At 68.3% G+C, this 16,913-nt stretch carries 17 protein-coding genes; 8 read left to right on the forward strand and 9 right to left on the reverse strand.

The features are described from left to right. Window positions 1-396 (forward strand): hypothetical protein (locus tag VHC63_03195; GenBank protein HVV35581.1); only part of this gene is annotated, 396 nt, incomplete at its 5' end. 93 nt (window positions 397-489) lie between these two features. After that, entirely contained in the window at window positions 490-2,514 is a 2,025-nt protein-coding gene (locus VHC63_03200; protein HVV35582.1) for a CSLREA domain-containing protein, read from the forward strand. On the opposite strand, the gene VHC63_03205 is transcribed toward VHC63_03200, so the two are convergent. Next, a complete protein-coding gene (locus VHC63_03205) occupies window positions 2,511-3,284 on the reverse strand; it encodes a helix-turn-helix transcriptional regulator (protein HVV35583.1) in 774 nt (257 codons plus the stop codon). The two genes, VHC63_03200 and VHC63_03205, sit on opposite strands and share 4 nt — an antisense overlap. Before the next feature lie 86 nt (window positions 3,285-3,370). On the opposite strand from VHC63_03205, the gene VHC63_03210 reads away from it, so the two are divergent. Both VHC63_03210 and VHC63_03215 read left to right on the forward strand, forming a co-directional pair. Beyond that, window positions 3,371-4,039 carry a maleylpyruvate isomerase family mycothiol-dependent enzyme gene (locus VHC63_03210; GenBank protein ID HVV35584.1) on the forward strand — a complete coding sequence of 223 codons (669 nt, stop codon included), beginning with the start codon at window positions 3,371-3,373 and terminating at the stop codon, window positions 4,037-4,039. 39 nt (window positions 4,040-4,078) lie between these two features. Then, window positions 4,079-4,972 carry an SDR family oxidoreductase gene (locus VHC63_03215; protein HVV35585.1) on the forward strand — a complete coding sequence of 298 codons (894 nt, stop codon included), beginning with the start codon at window positions 4,079-4,081 and terminating at the stop codon, window positions 4,970-4,972. Here the strand turns inward: VHC63_03215 and VHC63_03220 are convergent. Then, window positions 4,965-6,335, reverse strand: coding sequence for a hypothetical protein (locus VHC63_03220; protein ID HVV35586.1), 1,371 nt, complete (start codon window positions 6,333-6,335; stop codon window positions 4,965-4,967). The genes VHC63_03215 and VHC63_03220 overlap by 8 nt on opposite strands. An 11-nt stretch (window positions 6,336-6,346) precedes the next feature. Here VHC63_03220 and VHC63_03225 point away from each other — a divergent pair, with 11 nt between their 5' ends. Beyond that, window positions 6,347-7,609, forward strand: coding sequence for an NADH:flavin oxidoreductase (locus VHC63_03225; GenBank protein HVV35587.1), 1,263 nt, complete (start codon window positions 6,347-6,349; stop codon window positions 7,607-7,609). Here the strand turns inward: VHC63_03225 and VHC63_03230 are convergent. The 5 genes from VHC63_03230 to VHC63_03250 all read right to left on the reverse strand — a co-directional run bounded on the left by VHC63_03230 (window position 7,587) and on the right by VHC63_03250 (window position 11,359). After that, a complete protein-coding gene (locus tag VHC63_03230) occupies window positions 7,587-8,288 on the reverse strand; it encodes an ABC transporter ATP-binding protein (GenBank protein HVV35588.1) in 702 nt (233 codons plus the stop codon). The two genes, VHC63_03225 and VHC63_03230, sit on opposite strands and share 23 nt — an antisense overlap. Beyond that, window positions 8,285-10,021 (reverse strand): ABC transporter permease, encoded by a 1,737-nt coding sequence (locus tag VHC63_03235; GenBank protein HVV35589.1) that lies wholly within the window; start codon window positions 10,019-10,021, stop codon window positions 8,285-8,287. The genes VHC63_03230 and VHC63_03235 overlap by 4 nt, the downstream gene beginning before the upstream one ends. Window positions 10,022-10,100: 79 nt before the next feature. After that, window positions 10,101-10,406 (reverse strand): hypothetical protein, encoded by a 306-nt coding sequence (locus VHC63_03240; protein ID HVV35590.1) that lies wholly within the window; start codon window positions 10,404-10,406, stop codon window positions 10,101-10,103. A 9-nt stretch (window positions 10,407-10,415) separates the two neighbouring features. Beyond that, on the reverse strand, window positions 10,416-10,781 hold the full coding sequence (locus VHC63_03245; GenBank protein ID HVV35591.1) for a DUF6027 family protein: 366 nt from the start codon (window positions 10,779-10,781) through the stop codon (window positions 10,416-10,418). Further along, window positions 10,778-11,359 carry a TetR/AcrR family transcriptional regulator gene (locus tag VHC63_03250; protein HVV35592.1) on the reverse strand — a complete coding sequence of 194 codons (582 nt, stop codon included), beginning with the start codon at window positions 11,357-11,359 and terminating at the stop codon, window positions 10,778-10,780. Before VHC63_03250 ends, VHC63_03245 begins: the two co-directional genes overlap by 4 nt. A 68-nt stretch (window positions 11,360-11,427) precedes the next feature. Here VHC63_03250 and VHC63_03255 point away from each other — a divergent pair, with 68 nt between their 5' ends. Beyond that, entirely contained in the window at window positions 11,428-12,195 is a 768-nt protein-coding gene (locus VHC63_03255; GenBank protein ID HVV35593.1) for a VOC family protein, read from the forward strand. Continuing rightward, window positions 12,192-13,121: a serine hydrolase domain-containing protein gene (locus VHC63_03260; GenBank protein ID HVV35594.1), complete on the forward strand. Its 930-nt coding sequence runs from the start codon at window positions 12,192-12,194 to the stop codon at window positions 13,119-13,121. Before VHC63_03255 ends, VHC63_03260 begins: the two co-directional genes overlap by 4 nt. A gap of 58 nt (window positions 13,122-13,179) precedes the next feature. On the opposite strand, the gene VHC63_03265 is transcribed toward VHC63_03260, so the two are convergent. Then, window positions 13,180-14,289 carry a Zn-dependent alcohol dehydrogenase gene (locus VHC63_03265; protein HVV35595.1) on the reverse strand — a complete coding sequence of 370 codons (1,110 nt, stop codon included), beginning with the start codon at window positions 14,287-14,289 and terminating at the stop codon, window positions 13,180-13,182. Window positions 14,290-14,326: 37 nt separating this feature from the next. Then, window positions 14,327-15,937 (reverse strand): alpha/beta hydrolase-fold protein, encoded by a 1,611-nt coding sequence (locus tag VHC63_03270; GenBank protein ID HVV35596.1) that lies wholly within the window; start codon window positions 15,935-15,937, stop codon window positions 14,327-14,329. A gap of 43 nt (window positions 15,938-15,980) precedes the next feature. Between VHC63_03270 and VHC63_03275 the strand changes: the two genes are divergently transcribed. Next, entirely contained in the window at window positions 15,981-16,913 is a 933-nt protein-coding gene (locus tag VHC63_03275; protein HVV35597.1) for an ABC transporter ATP-binding protein, read from the forward strand.

Raw genomic sequence — 16,913 nt, forward strand, 5'->3', positions numbered from 1 at the left:
ACGGTGACGCAGTCGATCACCAACCACGGCAGCGTCGGCGTGCCGTCGGGGTTGGCGGACCTGCAACTCCCGAACGGCTTCCAGGTCACCTCCGTCAGCACCAGTCAGGGCACCTGCCCCGTCCAGACGCGGGCGCACTGCGACCTGGGCATCGTCGCCCCGGGCGCGACGGCCCAAGTCACCTACCAGCTCCGGGCGAGCTCGACGATCGGCGGGTACTTGATCAATGCCACGACCGCCGGCGGCCTGTCGGACCCGAACACGTTGAACAACCGGGCCACACAACCAGTGATCGTCACCGGCGGCATCAGCCAGATCGTCGGGATCGTGACCCGGTTACTCGGCGCCGTCCTGGGGCAACCGCCGAGCGGAGCCTTTCAAACGCAACTGCGATGACAGAGAAGTCGCCTGCCCCGTCTTGAGCGCGCCGTGGCGCTGGCGAAGGCATCGGCAAGGATCTGGCAAGGCGCGTTTCGTACGGTCCGTCGCATGGTGAATCGGGGAACGATGAGGCGGAGCGCGGTCGTGGCGGTATGCGGGCTTTTGGTCGCGGCCGGGGCGGTTGTGGGGGCGTCGGGGGCGGCGGCGGCGAACGCGCCGATCGTGGTCACGACGGCGGCGGACCACGACGACGGGGTCTGCGGCGTGCAGAGCGACTGCACGTTGCGGGAGGCGATCAAGAAGGCCAACGCGGATGTAGGTGCGGACCAGATCAACTTCGCCATCGACAACGGCGGGCCCGCGACGATCGTCCTGTCGGGTACCACGTTGCCGCCGATCACCGACGCCGTCACCATCGACGGCAGCACGCAGCCGGGCTATGCCGGCACACCGCTGGTCGTCATCGACGGCAGCCAGGCGACTGAACACCCCTATGCGACGGTCGGCCTGGACGTACGCGCCGCGGGCAGCACGATTCGCGCGCTGAGCGTGTGGCGGTTCAGCCTGTACGACGTTTTGCTCGAGGGCGGCAACGATCGTCTCGAAGCCAGCTACATCGGCACCCTCGATGGCACGACCCCGGAGGATTGGTCGTCCGGGGCGACGTTCGGCGTCGTGGTGTCGGGGCCGGGTGACGTGGTCGGCGGCACCGACGCGGGCGCGGGGAACGTGATCAACGGCGGGGTCAGCATCGGCGGCGCGCATGCGAGCGTCACGGTGGAGGGGAATCTGATCGGTACGGACGCGTCGGGTCATCACCGCCTCGGCGACGGGGGCTCGATCCGCGTCTTGGGGACCGGTATAGGTACAGACGCGATCCGGCGCAACGTCGTCATCGGTTGCTTCGGTATCGGTCTGGACGGGGACGCCGCCATGGTGACGGACAACTACGTCGGCACCGAGGCTGACGGCGACGCGTTTCGGCCGCCATTCGACGCCTGCGGGTATGACGGTGCCGTGGGGATCGCAGCCGATGGCTCCTCGCCCGCGACTATCGGTGGTCCGGGTCACGGCAACGTGATTGTCGGCTACTCGACGGGAATCAGCGTGACGGGCGGCTCGACGGTGCTGGGGAACTTCGTCGGCACCAACCGGCTCGGCACCGCGCAGCTGGGCAACGGGATCGGGATCGACTCGTATTGGTACAACGAGATTGGGGACGGCTCTGCTGCGGGCGCGAATGTGATCGCGTTCAACGGCACCGGCGTGCGCGTCGGGGGCTCGGACGGCGACGCGCGGGTGCTTCGCAACGTCATCCGCAACAACGACGGCTTGGCCATCGACGTCCTGAACTACGACAATCAGCCGGGGGTCACCCCGAACGACAGTCTCGATGTGGACGGCATCACGAACTTCCCGGTGCTGTTGGCGTCTTCCGACAACGGGGGCCGCGTCGTGGGGCAACTCGACGCCGACACCGACGCTCACTACAACGTCGATATCTACTCGAACGCCACGTGTGACCCGTCGGGCCACGGCGAGGCCGAGACGTGGCTGGGCACGGTGCCGGTCACGACCGACGACCACGGTCACGCGGTCTTCGACGCCCACGGCCTCGCGGTGGCGCGGTCGCGTTATCTCACCGCGACGGCCACTGGCCGCCGGGGCACGAGCGAACTGTCGGCGTGCATGGCGACGCCGGGCTTCGATCCCAACGACGGCGACCTTTCCACCGCCGTGACCAGCAGCACGTCGACCATGCAGGTCGGCGCGAGGTTCACGGTGACGCAGTCGATCACCAACCACGGCAGCGTCGGCGTGCCCTCGGGGTTGGCGGACCTGCAACTTCCGGATGGCTTCCAGGTCACCTCCGTCAGCACCAGCCAGGGCACCTGCCCCGTCCAGACGCGTCCCCACTGCGACCTGGGCATCGTCGCCCGGGGCGCGACGGCCCAAGTCACCTACCAGCTCCGGGCGAGCTCGACGATCGGCGGGTACTTGATCAACGCTACGACCGCCGGCGGCCTGTCGGACCCGAACACGTCGAACAACCGGGCCACACAACCAGTGATCGTCACCGGCGGCATCACCCAGATCGTCGGGATCGTCATCCGACTGATCGGGCTGCTCTAGGAGACCGTCACCCGCGTGAGCGCGGACGCCGTTGCCTCGTCGGCGGGCAGAAAGGTTTCGATCGCGAGTTCCGAGGTGGTGGCGTCGACGGCGCTGCCGAACGTTGCAATCAAGTTGACGAAGCGCAGCGTGTCGCCGCCGCGCTCGAGTTCCATCGTGACCGCGAGTCCGGTGTCGCCTTCGGGGGCGTCGCCGAGGCGGTCGCCGGCGTACCCGCGCAACTCGTCGGCCAACGCGACGAGCACCGGGTCACCCAGCGCGTCGATCTGGCGTTGCAGGTTGTTCAGCACGTGATGGGCCATGACACCGAGGTTGGTGATGCGCGGCGCCATCCCGTCGGGGTGCAGGCACACGCGCAGCACGTTCAGCGGCGGCTCGAGGAGCTGCGGCGCGACGTCTTCGCTGAAGATGAGCGACGCCTTGTTGGCGAGCACCAGGTTCCAGTGCCGGTCGACCACCAGCGCCGGCCACGGCTCGTGCGCCGCCAGCACGCGCTCGATCGCCGCGAGGGTGTCGCGCTGTTCGGGCGCGTCGAGCGGCGCGTCGCCGAAGACGGGCGCGAACCCCGCGGCGAGCAGCAGGTGGTTGGTGTCGCGCATGGGCACGTCGAGGGCGCGGGCGAGGTGGAGCAGCAACTCACGGCTGGGCTGGGCGCGTCCCGTCTCGACGAAGCTGAGGTGGCGGGTCGACACGCCCGCCTTGTTGGAGAGTTCGAGTTGGCTCAAGCGACGATGGTTCCGCCACTGGCGCAGCAACGTCGGTGCGGTCATGGAACGCAAGGTAATGAAACTCTTACACCGCGACCATGACGTGACAGGTAATTGGATCCGTGACGCCGCCGGCGCACGGTGGCCGCATGGCACCCATCCAATCCCGTGAAGAGCTCCTCGACGCGTTCGAGCAAGGACTCGCCCGCTTCTCCGCGCTCGTACGTCCCCTGACCGCCGGGCAACTGACGACGCCCAGCCGATGCGACGGCTGGACCGTCGGCGACGTCGCCGGTCACTTCGTCGGATCGATCGTCGAGATCGCCGCCGGCCAGGTCGAAGGGCAGGGCACGCCCGAGGTGACCCAGCGTCAGGCCGAAGAGCGGCGCGGCCGTAGTGGCGCACAGCTCGCCGACGAACTCGACGGCGTGCGCGCCGCCGCCCCGGCGCTCGTCGCCGCCTTCCCGCCCGACGCGTGGGATGCGCCGCTGCCCAACTTCGACGGCACCCTCGCCGAAGGCGTCGAAGCCCTCGTGTTCGACGGCGCCGTCCACGCCGACGACATCGACGACGCCCTCGGCCTCGGCCACCATCCGTCGCCGGCCGAACTGCTCGCCGCGCTCAGCCACGTGGCGTTCCATCTCGAAGCGCAGGGTTGGGGTCCGGCGACGCTGGCCCTCGACGGCGTGCCTGAGATCGACGTCAAGGGCGGCGGCGAGCGCATCACCGGCAATCCAGGCCTGTTCGTCCTGGCGGCGACGGGTCGCGGCAATCCTGCCGATTTCGGCTGCGACGCCACGCTGAACATCTACCGCTGAGTAGGCATCCATACCGCGCGGTATCTAGGCTGCCGCCCCATGTCTGACCTCTCTTTTGACGGCAAGGTGGCAATCATCACTGGCGCGGGTGGCGGTCTCGGCCGCTCGCACGCCCTCGAGTTGGCGCGTCGCGGTGCGCTGGTCGTGGTCAACGACCTCGGTGGCGCCACCGACGGCACCGGGTCCTCGCAGACCGCGGCGCAGACCGTCGTCGACGAGATCAAGGCGGCGGGCGGCGAAGCCGTGCCGAACTACGACAGCGTGGCCACGCCCGAGGGCGGCGAGGCAATCGTGCAGACGGCGATCGACGCCTTCGGCCGCATCGACATCGTCGTCAACAACGCCGGCATCCTGCGCGACAAGTCGTTCCACAACATGACGCCCGACCTCGTCGACCCCGTCATCGACGTGCACCTCAAGGGTGCGTTCAACGTGACCCGCCCGGCGTACATCCGCATGAAGGAGCAGGGCTACGGGCGCATCGTGAACACGTCGTCGCCCGCCGGCGTCTTCGGCAACTTCGGCCAGACCAACTACGGCGCCGCCAAGATGGGTCTCGTCGGCTTCACCCGCGTGCTCGCCGTCGAAGGGGCGAAGAACAACATCAAGGCCAACGCCATCGCGCCCGTCGCCAAGACGCGCATGACCGAGGACCTGCTCGGCCCGATGGCCGACAACCTGCTGCCCGAGCACATCACGCCGATCGTGGCCTTCCTCGCCCACGAGGACTGCCCGGTGACGGGCGAGCTGTATTCGTGCGGTGGCGGCCGCGTCGCCCGCATCTTCATCGCCGTCGGTCCGGGCTACACCAACAAGGAACTGACGCTCGAAGACGTGCGCGACAACTTCGACCAGATCCGCAGCGAGGACGATTACATCGTGCCGTCGAGCATCAGCGAGGACACGATGCTGATGATCAAAGCGCTTAGCTGACGACGATCTGGCCGATCATCTGCGGGTGCACCAAGCACGCGTAGTTGTAGGTGCCCGGTTTCGTGATGCGCAGGGTGTAATCGAGCTCGCTGTCGTTGCCGACGAGGCCCGATGACCAGAACCCGGTGCCGTCGTAGGTGCCCCCGTCGATCTTCTTCGTCGCGCTCTGATCGGCCGGCGGCGGCGTTGCCCCGCCGGCAGCGCGGCGTGTCTTCGGGTTGAAGCGCACTTTGTTGGCGCTGAACTCGAGGATGGGGAAGTAGGCCGGCACGTCGAAGCTGATGGTGTGCGCGCCTGACACCTTCCAGGTGATGGGCGCGCCAGCCTTCACGTGCAGGGTGCGCGGCACGAACTCGTTGACTGATCCGTGGATATCCGTGGGAAGGCCGGCGAAGGGACCCTTGATCTTCGAACCATGGAAGCGAGCGGCATTGCTCTGAACCGCAGTGCGGTACGCCGCCACCATCGGTGCCACTACCGCCTCTGCCTCCTGCCGGCCTTGATGCGCGACCGTTGACGCTGACGGGGTTTTCGTGCCGGGCTTGACGACGTCGACCTCCACGCTTTGGTCGGGTCCGTGGATCGCGCAGTAGAAGAAGTACTTGCCCGGCTTCGTGGTGGTGGCGATCTTCATCCGGTAGGTGTTGCCGCGCGGGCCGTCGTACGGGATCACGCCGCTGTTGTAGAAGGCGTACTTCCCGTCGAACGCGGGCTGGTGACGCTGCGCCGCCGTGCACGACTGGTTGGGGTCCTCGGGCGGCGCGCCGGTCTTGAGGTAGCACGGCCGCGCCACGTTCTGGTTGATGTTGTCGTTGTCGTCGGTCGCGCTCGGGAGCGACCCGAACGAACTGGCCGACAAACGGTCGACCAGATCGTTCACCTCACTGAACGGCATGTCCGGCGGGTTGTCGATGTCGGGCAGATCGGGGTACGCGGCGCGCAGCCCGCGCCAGTCGGCGAGCACCTTGTCACGCGTCGCGGCCGGCTTGGCGGCCTTGAGTGCGGCGGCGAACTGTTGGAAGGTGGCGTCGCCGGGGTCGTCGGGATTGACCATCGACGTGTTCTTGGCCGCGAGCTCGGTGTAGCTGTCGAACAGCGCGAACCACTGCTTCGACTTGCGCAGCGCCTCGCTGGGGAACGCGCCGCCGGTGATGGTGTGCGGCTCGCCCGTCCACGTCTGGTGAAACGCGACGGTTTGTCCGGGCGTGACCGTGACCTTGGCCGGGAAGTACTTCGCGACGAACACGGCGACGTTGTCCGGGCTGAAGTCGACTAGCACCTGGCGTTCGTCGCCCCCACCGCTTGTACTGCAGGCGGAGAGAAGTGTTACGAATGCGGCGACCACCGCGAACTTGCGAAGCATGGATTGACCTTATGACAGGTGTACTGCGGACGCCGCTGACCATCGGATCGATGACGGTGCGCAACCGCCTCTACCGCGCCCCGGTGCTCGAGGGCGTGGGCGACGGCCCCGACGCCGGCGACAAGTACGCCGCGCACTTCGTCGAGAACGCGCGCCACGGCGTCGGCATGATCGTGCAGGGCTCGACGTGCATCGCCCGCGAAGGCCGCACTGGGCCGGGCATGTCATGCGCCGACACGCGCGAAAAGGTGATGAGGTTCGCCCCCATGGTCGACGCGGTGCACGCGGCGGGCGCGGCGATCGTGCTCCAGCTGGGCCACGGAGGGCTCTACGCCATCGAGGCGTGGCAGGAGCCGTACGCCTCGCAGCGCCAAGGTCCCTTGCTGGCGGCGTCGAAACCACCGTGGCCGATTCGGGCGGCGTTCCGCGGCGTGCCGGTGCACGCGCTCACCACCGACGAAGTGCGCCAGCTGGCGACGACGTACGGACGCGCCGCCGCCTGGGGCCGCGAAGCCGGTTACGACGCCGTCCAACTCGGCAACGCCAATGCCAAGTTGCTCGACCAGTTCCTGTCGCCGTTCTACAACCGTCGCACCGACGAATTCGGCGGTTCGCTCGACAACCGCGCCCGCGTGCTGCGGCTCATTCGCGAGGAGGTGGCGCGCCACGCCGGCGCCGACTACCCCTGCCTCGTGAAGGTGCCCTGCGAGTTCGGCGGCCTACCCGGCACGAAGCACATCGGCTTCGACGACGCCCTGCGCCTGGCGACGCTGTTCGAAGAATGGGGCTTCGACGCGGTGACGCCCGTCGAAGTCGGCGTGTTCCCCGACACGATCCTGTGCCGCGGCGGCGTGCCCGACGGTCTGTGGACCAACAACGGCATGAAGAACCGCTTCGAGAAGACGGCGCCGAAGCGCTTCCGGCGTGCCGTGGTCAAAGCCGGTGCGTGGTACGGCGGCAAGCGGGCCCCGTTCGAGCCCGTGTGGAACCGCGAGCTGTTCCGTGCCGTCAAGCAGCGGGTGCGCATTCCGGTCTTCGCGGTCGGCGGCATCCGCACGGCCGACGAGGTCAACGCCATTCTCGACGCCGGCGACGCCGACGTGGTCGGCATCGGCCGTCCGTTCTACGCCGAGCCCGACTTGGCCGAACGCATCCTCGGCGGCGACGCCACGCCCCGGCTGTGCCTCAACTCCAACAAGTGCGTGTCGGCTCAGATGCTCGGCATGCGCGGCGTCTGTTACAACCCCGCGGTCACGAAGAAGCCGAGTCGCTGACGATCTTGCCGTCGCGCAGCGCCACGCGGCGTTTGGCGCGTTCGGCCACTTCGACGGCGTGGGTGATCAGCACGACGGTCACTTCGTCTTCGCCGAGCGTGCCGAGGATCTCGACGATCTCGTTGGTCGTGGCGGTGTCGAGGTTGCCCGTCGGCTCGTCGGCCAGCAGCACGCGCGGCCGGTTCACCAAGGCGCGGGCGATGGCGACGCGCTGCTGCTCGCCGCCCGACAGCGTCGAGGGCAGGTGGTCGAGACGATCGCCAAGGCCAACCTGCTGCAACATCGACGTGCTGCGCGCCAGCCGTTCCTGCTTCGACACGCCGCTGGGTGCCAGCGCCAGCGCGACGTTGTCGACCGCGGTCAATGTCGGGATGAGGTTGAAGTGCTGGAACACGAAGCCGATCGCCTTGTTGCGCAGCGCCGTGAGTTCGGTGTCACCCAGCGTGCCGAGGTCTTCACCGTCGAGTTCGACGCGTCCACTGGTTGCCCGTTCGAGCCCGCCGATCAGCTGGAGCAGCGTCGACTTGCCCGAGCCGCTCGGTCCTTCGATGGCGATGAATTCGCCCGGAGCGATCGACAGCGTGATGCCGTCGACGGCCCGCACGTCGCCGCCGCCCGTCTTGTAGACGCGCGAGACGTCGTCCAGCAGGTAGCGCGGCTGCGTGGTGACGATGCTCATCCGAGGTTCCTCAGCGCTTCGGCCGGCTGCAACCGGCTCGCCCGCCATGCACCGATGCCGCCGGCGAGCAGGCCGCCGAGCAGCGCCAGGAACACACCGAGCACGATCGTGGTGACGTCGACGGGCACGGTGAGGTGCAACGTGCGCGTCGCGTTGGTCGCCGCGGCGTTGCGGCTGGTGGCGCCGACGGCGGCGAGCAGTCGCGCCGAGCTGTTGACCGTCGGCACCGTCGCGCTCAGCGACGGCGACGCCTTTCCGATGACGAAGCCGCCGAACAAGCCGAGGGCGACGCCGAGCACGGCACCGATGACGCTGATGCCGAGCGTTTCCACGAGGATCTGGCGCATCACCATCTTGCGCGGCCACCCGACGGCGCGCAGGGTGCCGATCTCACGCACGCGCTTGCCGATCGACGACAGCGTCAACAGGGCGGCGAGGGCGAAGGCCGATCCGAGCACGATGATCGCCAGGACACCGCCGAAGCGGTCGGCGAGCTTCTTCGTGTCCTTGAGACTGCCGGTGACCTGGGACGCGAGCGACGCCGTCGTGACCACCTGCGCCTCGCTGCCGAGCTGCTTGCGGATCGCCGCGGCGACCTTGTCGACGTTGCCCGAGCTGTTGGCCTTCACCAGCACCGTGTTGATGCGGCCCTGCCGACTCGAGAGATCCTGCAGCGTCGACAGGGGGAAGTACACGTCGGCCGCGCTGCCCTGCACGGCGGGCTGCACGATGCCGACGACCTTGAACGTCTTGCCGTTGATGGCGAGGGTCTTGCCGAGGTCCAGGTTGTTGGACTTGGCGTAGCTCGCCGCCACCATCACTTCGTCGGTGGCGGAGCTCGACAGGTAGTGGCCCTTCACGACCTGGCTGGCGGTCACGAGGCCCGAGTCGGGATGCTTCGGGTCGACACCGCCGGCGGTGTACGTGGTCGACGTGATGTCGGTCTGGGGTGGGTTGAGTGCTTGCGTCAGCGTTTGCTGCGGGATGCGGAACTGCTGGAACCGCTGGGGCAGGCACTGCAGGAAGGCTTGGCCGCCGACGCCGCGGAACCCGCGCCCGCCGCCGCCGCCCCCACCGTTGTCACCCGGGGCCGGCGCGGTCTGCTGCCCGCCACCGTCGTTGCCGAAAGTCACGCCCTGCTTCTGGAGACACGCCTGGATGTCGGCGCGTTCCTGCTCGGTCGGCGGCGCGGGCTGCACGGTCTGTTCGGGCTGGTTGATCGTGGCCACGATTTGGGGGACGGTGCCGGTCTGGTGCGTGGCGACCATGGTCAGGCCGGGCACCACCGCCGCCACTCCGCTGACCTTCTGCAACTGCGTGAGGACGCTGGTGTCGAACGTGACGCCGCCCGACGCGACGAAGAAGTCGTGTGTGAACTTGTCGCCGGGGTTGCCGAGTTTCGACAGGTCGGTCTTGATGGCGTTGGTCTCTTCGGCTGTGGCGGCCTGATCCTGGCCGAAGCCGCGGCGCGCGCCCGGCCCGTTCGCCGCCGCCGTGCCGCCGTTGCCGTTCGCGTTGTTGGTGGCGTTGGCGTCGGCCGCGGTCTGGCGGGTGACGAGGATGTCCGTCCCGACCGACGACAGCGGCGTCAGCACCCGGTTCTGCGCGTCCGCGAGTCCAGCGGACGCTCCGACGATGGACAAAACCAGCGCCACGCCGCCGGCGAGCCCGAGAGCCGTCACGATGGTGCGCCCCTTGCGGCGCACCAATTCGCTGCGCGCGTATGACCCCACGAATCCCACGAAGGGGGAGTCTTGTCCTCAAACCATCAAAAGGGCATTCAGGTCGGTTGTGAGTTGGCTGTGAGTCGGTTTACCGGCCGGCGGTAGCGAATCGGTTTTCGGGCTCCGAACCATTCTTGGTTTCGGCGGCCGGCTGCTGGCGCGGTGTGAACGACGGCTCCTCGGCCGTCGGGCGCACCATGCGGTACAGCGCATAGACGGCGCCGGCGCCGGCGAGAACGAGCATGATCATGCCGAGCTTGCTGTGCTTCTTTTCGGGCTCGGGCTTTCGCAGAGGTCGCGTGACGAGCTCGAGTGTGCGCAGCTTCTCGCCCTCGTGCTTGAGCCTTTCACCCAGGTCGGTCGCAAATTCGGTGGCCATCTGTGTCGCGCTCATGTGTCGCGGCTACCCGTTGTCGGCGAGCGGTATGCGCAACCACGACACCATCTGCTTGAGCGCGTCGTAGGCGGCCAGGCGGGCGTCGTCGGTCCCGGCGGCTTCGGCGGTCTCGACGTGCTCCCACAACCGGTCGATCATCGACGGGCCCATCTCGAGCGCGGCGGCGCTCCCGGCGCTGGCCCAGCGAGCGAGGACGTAGTGGACGAGGCCGCCTACCGGGACCCCGATGGCGCGGCTGAGGTTGTCGAGGGTGCTGAGCGGGTCGCTGTGCTTGTACAGGACGATGTCGGCCTTGAAGTTGGCGTCGCCGTCGTCAGCGGGCCACTCGCCGTCCCACGGCGCGACGTGGACGTCGCGGCCGGGTGTGGTCATCGGTGGACGGCGCGCAATCCTGCCCACGCGAGGTCGGCGACGCGGCTGGCCGCGGTGCTTGCCGACTCCGTCGCACCCGAAGCCACCCAACGCCGGCTGGCGCTCTCGGCCATGCCCACAATGGCGTGGGCGAGGAGTTGGCGGTGAGCGTCGTCGAGGCCAGCGGCGATCAGGGCGGCTACGAAGTCGGCGATCGTGTTCTCCACGCCGTTGACCGCCGAGGCGAACTCCTCGTCGCGACGGGTGCCGTCGCCGAAGAGCAGCACGAATGACGAGTGGTGGTCGGCGACGAACTGGAAATAGGCGGTGAGGCCGAGTTCGACCTGCTGGCGCGGCGAGGTGGCGTTGGCGGTCGCCGCCGCGATCGCGGACAGAAGTTGCCGGCCCACTTGGTCGAGGAGTTCGAGGAACAGGGCGCGCTTGGAGCGAAAGTGCTGGTACAGCACCGGCTTGGTGACGCCCGCCGCCTCGGCGATGTCGTCCATCGACGTGCCGTGCAGCCCTTTGGCCGCGAACAGGTCGAGGGCGGTATCGACGAGCTGTTGCCGGCGTTCCGCCGCGGGAAGTCTGACGGCCATAGGAGGAGTCACCTGACAGTAACCGCCGCGCCCTTTTACGCGTTACACCCTCGGCGTATGTTGAACGCATGCCAAAGCGAACGAGCTACGCACCGGGGACCCCGTCGTACGTCGACATCGGCAGTCCGGATCCCGCCGCCACCGCCGCGTTCTACAGCGCGCTGTTCGGCTGGAAGGTGAACGACCTCGGTCCCGACGCCGGCGGCTACAAGATGGCCCAGATCGACGGCGACGACGTGGCGGGCATCGGCCCGCAGCAGGCACCCGGGCCGCCGTTCTGGACCACGTACTTCACCGTCGCCGACACCGACGCCGCGGCGAAGAAGATCGAGGCGGCGGGCGGAACGGTGATCGTGGCCCCGATGGACGTGATGGATGCCGGGCGCATGGCGGTGTGCATGGACCCGAACGGCGCGGCGTTCAGCATCTGGCAACCCATGGCGTCGATCGGCTCCTACCGCGTCAACGAGCACGGCACGCTGTGCTGGAGCGAGCTGAACACCCGCAACCTCGAACCGGCCAAGCAGTTCTACAGCGAGGTGTTCGGCTGGACGTGGGGCGGCGGTGAGGACTACGCGGAGTTCGCCCTCGACGGGCGCGAGATGGGCGGCGCCATGCCGATGACGCCCGATCGCTTTCCGCCCGAGGTGCCCGAACACTGGCTCGTGTACTTCGCCGTCGACGACGTGTTCGCCGCCGCGGCCAAGATCAAGGAGCTCGGGGGTACCACGATGATGGAGCCTTTCGACGCCGGCGACGCCGGCAAGATCACCGTTGCCATGGATCCGCAGGGCGCGGTGTTCGCCATCATCCAGCTCAACCAGCCGGGCACCTGAGCGCCGCGCACGCGTTCGTCGACTTCGTCCGGGCGGCGAACTCGGTCGACCTGTGCGTCATGCACCGCGGCGAGGTCGTCGTCGACGAACAATGGGCCGCGCCCGTCGACGTGGCCTCGACGCAGAAGTCGATCGTGTCAGTGCTCGTCGGCATCGCGGTGGCGCGCGGCGACCTGAGGCTCGACGATCGGGTCACCGACCACCTCGGCGCCGGATGGACCGGCCGCGCCGAGGTGGCCACCGAGGGTGACATCACGCTGCGGCACCTGCTGTCGATGACCTCGGGGCTCGGCGACGCGCTCGAGTTCGTCACCGCGCCCGGGGAGCGGTGGGACTACAACCTCGTCGTGTACCCGACGGTCAAGCGGGTGCTGCGCGCCGCCACGAACCGCGACCTCGACGCCATCACGGCGGAGTGGGTCACGGGGCCCCTTGGGATGACGGCCAGCCGGTGGCAGCCCCGCGTGTGGAACGACCGGCTGCCGGCGATCTTCAAGGGCGCGTTCTTCTATCCCGACGGCACGCCGATGGAAGCGTTGGTCTCGCCGGCGCGCGACCTCGTGCGCTTTGGCGACGCGGTGATGCGCGGCTGCGCCGGACTCGGTGTGGACGACGCGTACCGCCAGGCGATGACGCGACCGAGCCAGCAACTGAACCCGGCGTACGGACTGCTGTGGTGGGTCAACGGCTCACCGTTCTTCTTCGCGCCCCGCCTCGCCGTGCGGGTCGAAGGGCCGTTCTTTCCCGGGGTGCCCGCTGATGCCTTCGCGGCGCTCGGCGCCGGCGATCAGTGCTGCGTCGTGGTGCCGAGCCTCGAACTCGTCGTCGCCCGCACTGGCGGACCGGCGGGCGAGGCCAGCGCCGCGGGCAGCGGCTTCGTACGCGAGCTGGCGCGGCGCGCCGTCAGCCTGTTCACAGACCGGTGACGTACGCGACGAGGCCCGCCCCCTTGTGGGGCGGGCCTCGTTTCGCGTCTGGGCTGCGTTACTTGTATTCGATGACCGAGCGGGCAACCTCGCCGGTCTTCATCGCTTCGAAAGCCTCGTTGACGTCCTCGAGCGGGATGGTGCGGCTGATCAGCTCGTCGAGCTTGAGCTCGCCCTTCTTGTAGAGCTCGACCAGCTTCGGCACGTCCTTCTGCACGTTGGACGAGCCGTACCAGCAACCCTTGATCGTCTTCTCGGCCAGCACGATGCCGAAGAAGGCCGGCTGGGTAACCATGACGTCCATCTTCGGCACGCCGACGAGGATCGCCTGGCCGCCGCGGCGGGTCATGTTGATCGTCTGGTCGATCGTGGCCTGGAGGCCGATGACCTCGAACGCGACGTCGGCGCCGCGGCCGCCCGTCATCTCCATGACCTGGGCAACCGGATCGCCCTGGCCGGCGTTGACGGTGGCGGTGGCACCGAATTCCTTGGCCAGCTGGAGCTTCGACTCGACCATGTCGATGGCGATGATCTCCTTGGCGCCCTTGATGCGGGCTCCCTGGATGACGTTGAGGCCCACGCCACCGCAGCCCACGACGGCGACGGTGTCGCCCGGCTTGATGTCGGCGGTGTTCATCGCCGCGCCGGTACCGGTGAGCACGCCGCAGCCGATGAGCGCCGCGACCTTCATGTCGACGTCGTCGTCGATCTTGACCACGGCGACATCAGGCAGGATCGAGACCTCCGAGAACGTGCCGGCGCCGGCCATCTGCGGCAGGGGAGCGCCTTCGGACGTGGCCCGAGTGGTGCCGTCCATCATCGTGCCCATCGCGAGCGCGCCCGACGCCGCCTCACACAGGTAGCCCTGGTCATGCTGGCAGAAGAAGCACTCGCCGCACTGGGGCACCCAGGAGATGACGACGTGGTCGCCGACCTTGACGTTGGTGACGCCTTCACCAACCGCTTCGACGACGCCCGCGCCCTCGTGGCCGAGGATGATCGGCGGGAACGCCATCATCGTGCCGTTGGTCATCGACAGGTCGGAGTGGCACACACCCGACGCGCCCATGCGGACCTTCACTTCGTGCGCGTGCGGCGCCTCGACTTCAACATCGGTACGAATGACGAGGGGCTGGTCCTGCCCAACGAAAACGGCAGCCTTTGCCATGTGTCCCTCCCTATCTGGATCTGACGGAAGGCCGACCCTACTCCGCGGTACGGAGCCGATTCACAACGCGACCAGCGAGCGCCAAGGTCAGCAGGAGCGCACCGATCTCCAGCGGTTCCGCGGAACCGCCGGTACGGGGGAGGGCGTCTGTGCCGCTTCGAGCTTCGACGGCGGCGCGCACGATCGGGATCGGACGGATGGCGATCTCGCGGGTGGCGAAGGCGTAGGTGCCAGCGGCGTCTTCGGCCCGCGCCGGAGGCGAGTACTCCTCGGCGTCATGCGACGGGCCGAGGTCGACGGAGAAGGTGAGGCGTCCGTCGCGGCCAGCCTTGACCAGGGCGTCGCGGTCGACACCGTTGGCGCGGGTCGTGACTGCATAGGCGGCGCCGGGGACGTAGCGCGCCGCGGTGGTGATTGTCGCCGTACCGGTGCCGGTCACGGTGAGGCCGCCGGCCGACACGTTGGCGAGGTCGAGGAACTCCGGGTGGGCGCGGGTGACGGTGACGTCGTAGCCGTAGACGCTGAAGCGCGACGCGATCGACCGGTAGCGGAACGACGCCGGCAGCGGCGAGGTCGTCGGTGTGTGCGCCGGTTGGGCGAGGCGTTGGTAGATAAAGGGCAGTTGCCGCTCGCGGAACCATGTCGTCCACCACCGCCACTCGTGTTCGCCCTCGCTCTCGCGGTACTCGAACGCTCCGACGTGTTCGACCTTCGCCATCGCGTCGCGGAACGCTTCGTTGTCGTAGCGGAACGCGGTGTCGACGGCGACGAGCAGGCACAGGTTGGTGCTGAGGTCCTGCTGGTTGGAGCACCCGTTGGCGAGGTCCATCGTGACCGCGACGTTGTCGAGATTCGACGCCAACGGCGTGGGCGTATTGCCGTAGTAGAAGGCGCCGAACTCCTCCGGGTTCCCGAAGCCGGACATGTCGCGCCCGCCGACGTTGGACGACATGCCGCCGGCGGCCACGAACAGGTCCGGCGCCTTCGCCGCGAGTTCCAGCGCTCCGTAGCCGCCGTTCGACAAGCCGTCGACGGCGCGACCGCGTCGATCGGCGATCGTGCGGAAGTGCCGGTCGACGTAAGGAATCAGGTAGCGCAGTACGTACGTCTCGATCATGAACGAGCCGTCGGCGTAGTCGTGCCAGTTGCCGTCGTTGCCGTCGGGCATGACGGCGATCACTGCGTGCGACGCGTCGGCGGCGTAGAAGTCGTCGAGCGTCTTGCGGATATCGCCGTCGTGCGGGTTGGCCCAGTCCTGCTCGTCACCTCCGCCACCGTGCAGCAGGTACAGCACCGGGTAGTGGAGTCCGCTGGTGGCGTAGCCCGGCGGCAGATAGACGCAGGCGCCGGAGATGAACGCCAGCGAGTTGTCGGCGCGGCGCGGTCCGTTGGGCAGGATGCGCGTGATCGTCGAGCCCGACGGCGCGACAGTGGTCTTGCACTCGTCGATCGGCGCCACGTGGTTGGCGTCGTCGAAGTTGTTGCGCCCCTGGGCGCCGCATTGGCTCGAATTGCCGAACCCGGCGGTCGTGCACCCCGGCGGGTTGTCCTCCGCCGGCGTGACCTCGTCCGGCGCCGCGCCGGCGCGCGGTGCAATGGTCATCAACACGAAGCACGCCGCGAGCAGCGCGCCGATCCGCTTCCCCAAAATCGTTCCCCCCAGTGCGGCCCAAACTCTAGGTTGGCTCGCCGTGTCAAAGGAGCCGATGATCGTGGGTCGGGAAGTGACGAAGCGCTTCGGCGCGTTCACCGCCGTCGACGCCATCGACTTCACCGTCGAGCGGGGCGAGACCTTCGGCTTCCTCGGTCCGAACGGCGCGGGCAAGAGCTCGACCATGCGCCTGATCGGCTCGGTGTCGCCGATCTCGAGCGGGCACCTGTCGATCCTCGGCATGGATCCTGCCGTCGACGGGTCGCGTATCCGGGCCCGCCTCGGCGTCGTGGCGCAAGACGACAACCTCGACACCGAACTCACGGTGTGGGAGAACCTCGTCATCTACGGCCGGTACTTCGGGCTGCCGATGTCGGAGATCCGGCCGCGCGCTGAGGAACTGCTCGACTTCGTGCAGCTGCGCGACCGGCGCAACGACAAGGTCGACCCGCTGTCGGGCGGCATGAAGCGGCGCCTCACCATCGCCCGCTCGCTCATCAACCGACCGGAGTTGCTGCTGCTCGACGAACCGACGACGGGCCTCGATCCCCAAGCCCGCCACTTGCTGTGGGAGCGGTTGTGGCAGCTCAAGTCCGAGGGCGTGACCATGGTGTTGACGACGCACTACATGGACGAAGCCGAGCAGCTGTGCGACCGGCTCGTGATCATGGATCAGGCGCGCATCGTCGCCGAGGGCTCGCCGCGTGAATTGATCGAGCGCTACACCCGCCGTGAGGTCGTCGAGCTGCGCTATCACACGGCCGCCGATCGTGAATCGGCGCTACCGCGACTGCGCGACGCCTACGACCGCGTCGAGGGCCTGCCGGATCGCATCCTCATCTACTCCGACGACGGCGACGGTGTGTCGTCGCACCTCAACGGCGGTGGCCCGGCGCCGGCGTCGGTCTTCGTGCGCCGCAGCTCGCTCGAAGACGTCTTCCTCACCCTCGCCGGCCGCACGCTGGAGGACTGA

Source organism: Acidimicrobiales bacterium, from assembly GCA_035546775.1.
Lineage (GTDB): Bacteria > Actinomycetota > Acidimicrobiia > Acidimicrobiales > JACCXE01 > JACCXE01.

Excerpts from the sequence above, each read along its gene's own strand:
- VHC63_03200 (HVV35582.1), top strand. The coding sequence starts at position 490 with ATGGTGAATCGGGGAACGATGAGGCGGAGCGCGGTCGTGGCGGTATGC.
- VHC63_03205 (HVV35583.1), bottom strand. The coding sequence starts at position 3,284 with ATGACCGCACCGACGTTGCTGCGCCAGTGGCGGAACCATCGTCGCTTG.
- VHC63_03210 (HVV35584.1), top strand. The coding sequence starts at position 3,371 with ATGGCACCCATCCAATCCCGTGAAGAGCTCCTCGACGCGTTCGAGCAA.
- VHC63_03215 (HVV35585.1), top strand. The coding sequence starts at position 4,079 with ATGTCTGACCTCTCTTTTGACGGCAAGGTGGCAATCATCACTGGCGCG.
- VHC63_03220 (HVV35586.1), bottom strand. The coding sequence starts at position 6,335 with ATGCTTCGCAAGTTCGCGGTGGTCGCCGCATTCGTAACACTTCTCTCC.
- VHC63_03225 (HVV35587.1), top strand. The coding sequence starts at position 6,347 with ATGACAGGTGTACTGCGGACGCCGCTGACCATCGGATCGATGACGGTG.
- VHC63_03230 (HVV35588.1), bottom strand. The coding sequence starts at position 8,288 with ATGAGCATCGTCACCACGCAGCCGCGCTACCTGCTGGACGACGTCTCG.
- VHC63_03240 (HVV35590.1), bottom strand. The coding sequence starts at position 10,406 with ATGAGCGCGACACAGATGGCCACCGAATTTGCGACCGACCTGGGTGAA.
- VHC63_03245 (HVV35591.1), bottom strand. The coding sequence starts at position 10,781 with ATGACCACACCCGGCCGCGACGTCCACGTCGCGCCGTGGGACGGCGAG.
- VHC63_03250 (HVV35592.1), bottom strand. The coding sequence starts at position 11,359 with ATGGCCGTCAGACTTCCCGCGGCGGAACGCCGGCAACAGCTCGTCGAT.
- VHC63_03255 (HVV35593.1), top strand. The coding sequence starts at position 11,428 with ATGCCAAAGCGAACGAGCTACGCACCGGGGACCCCGTCGTACGTCGAC.
- VHC63_03265 (HVV35595.1), bottom strand. The coding sequence starts at position 14,289 with ATGGCAAAGGCTGCCGTTTTCGTTGGGCAGGACCAGCCCCTCGTCATT.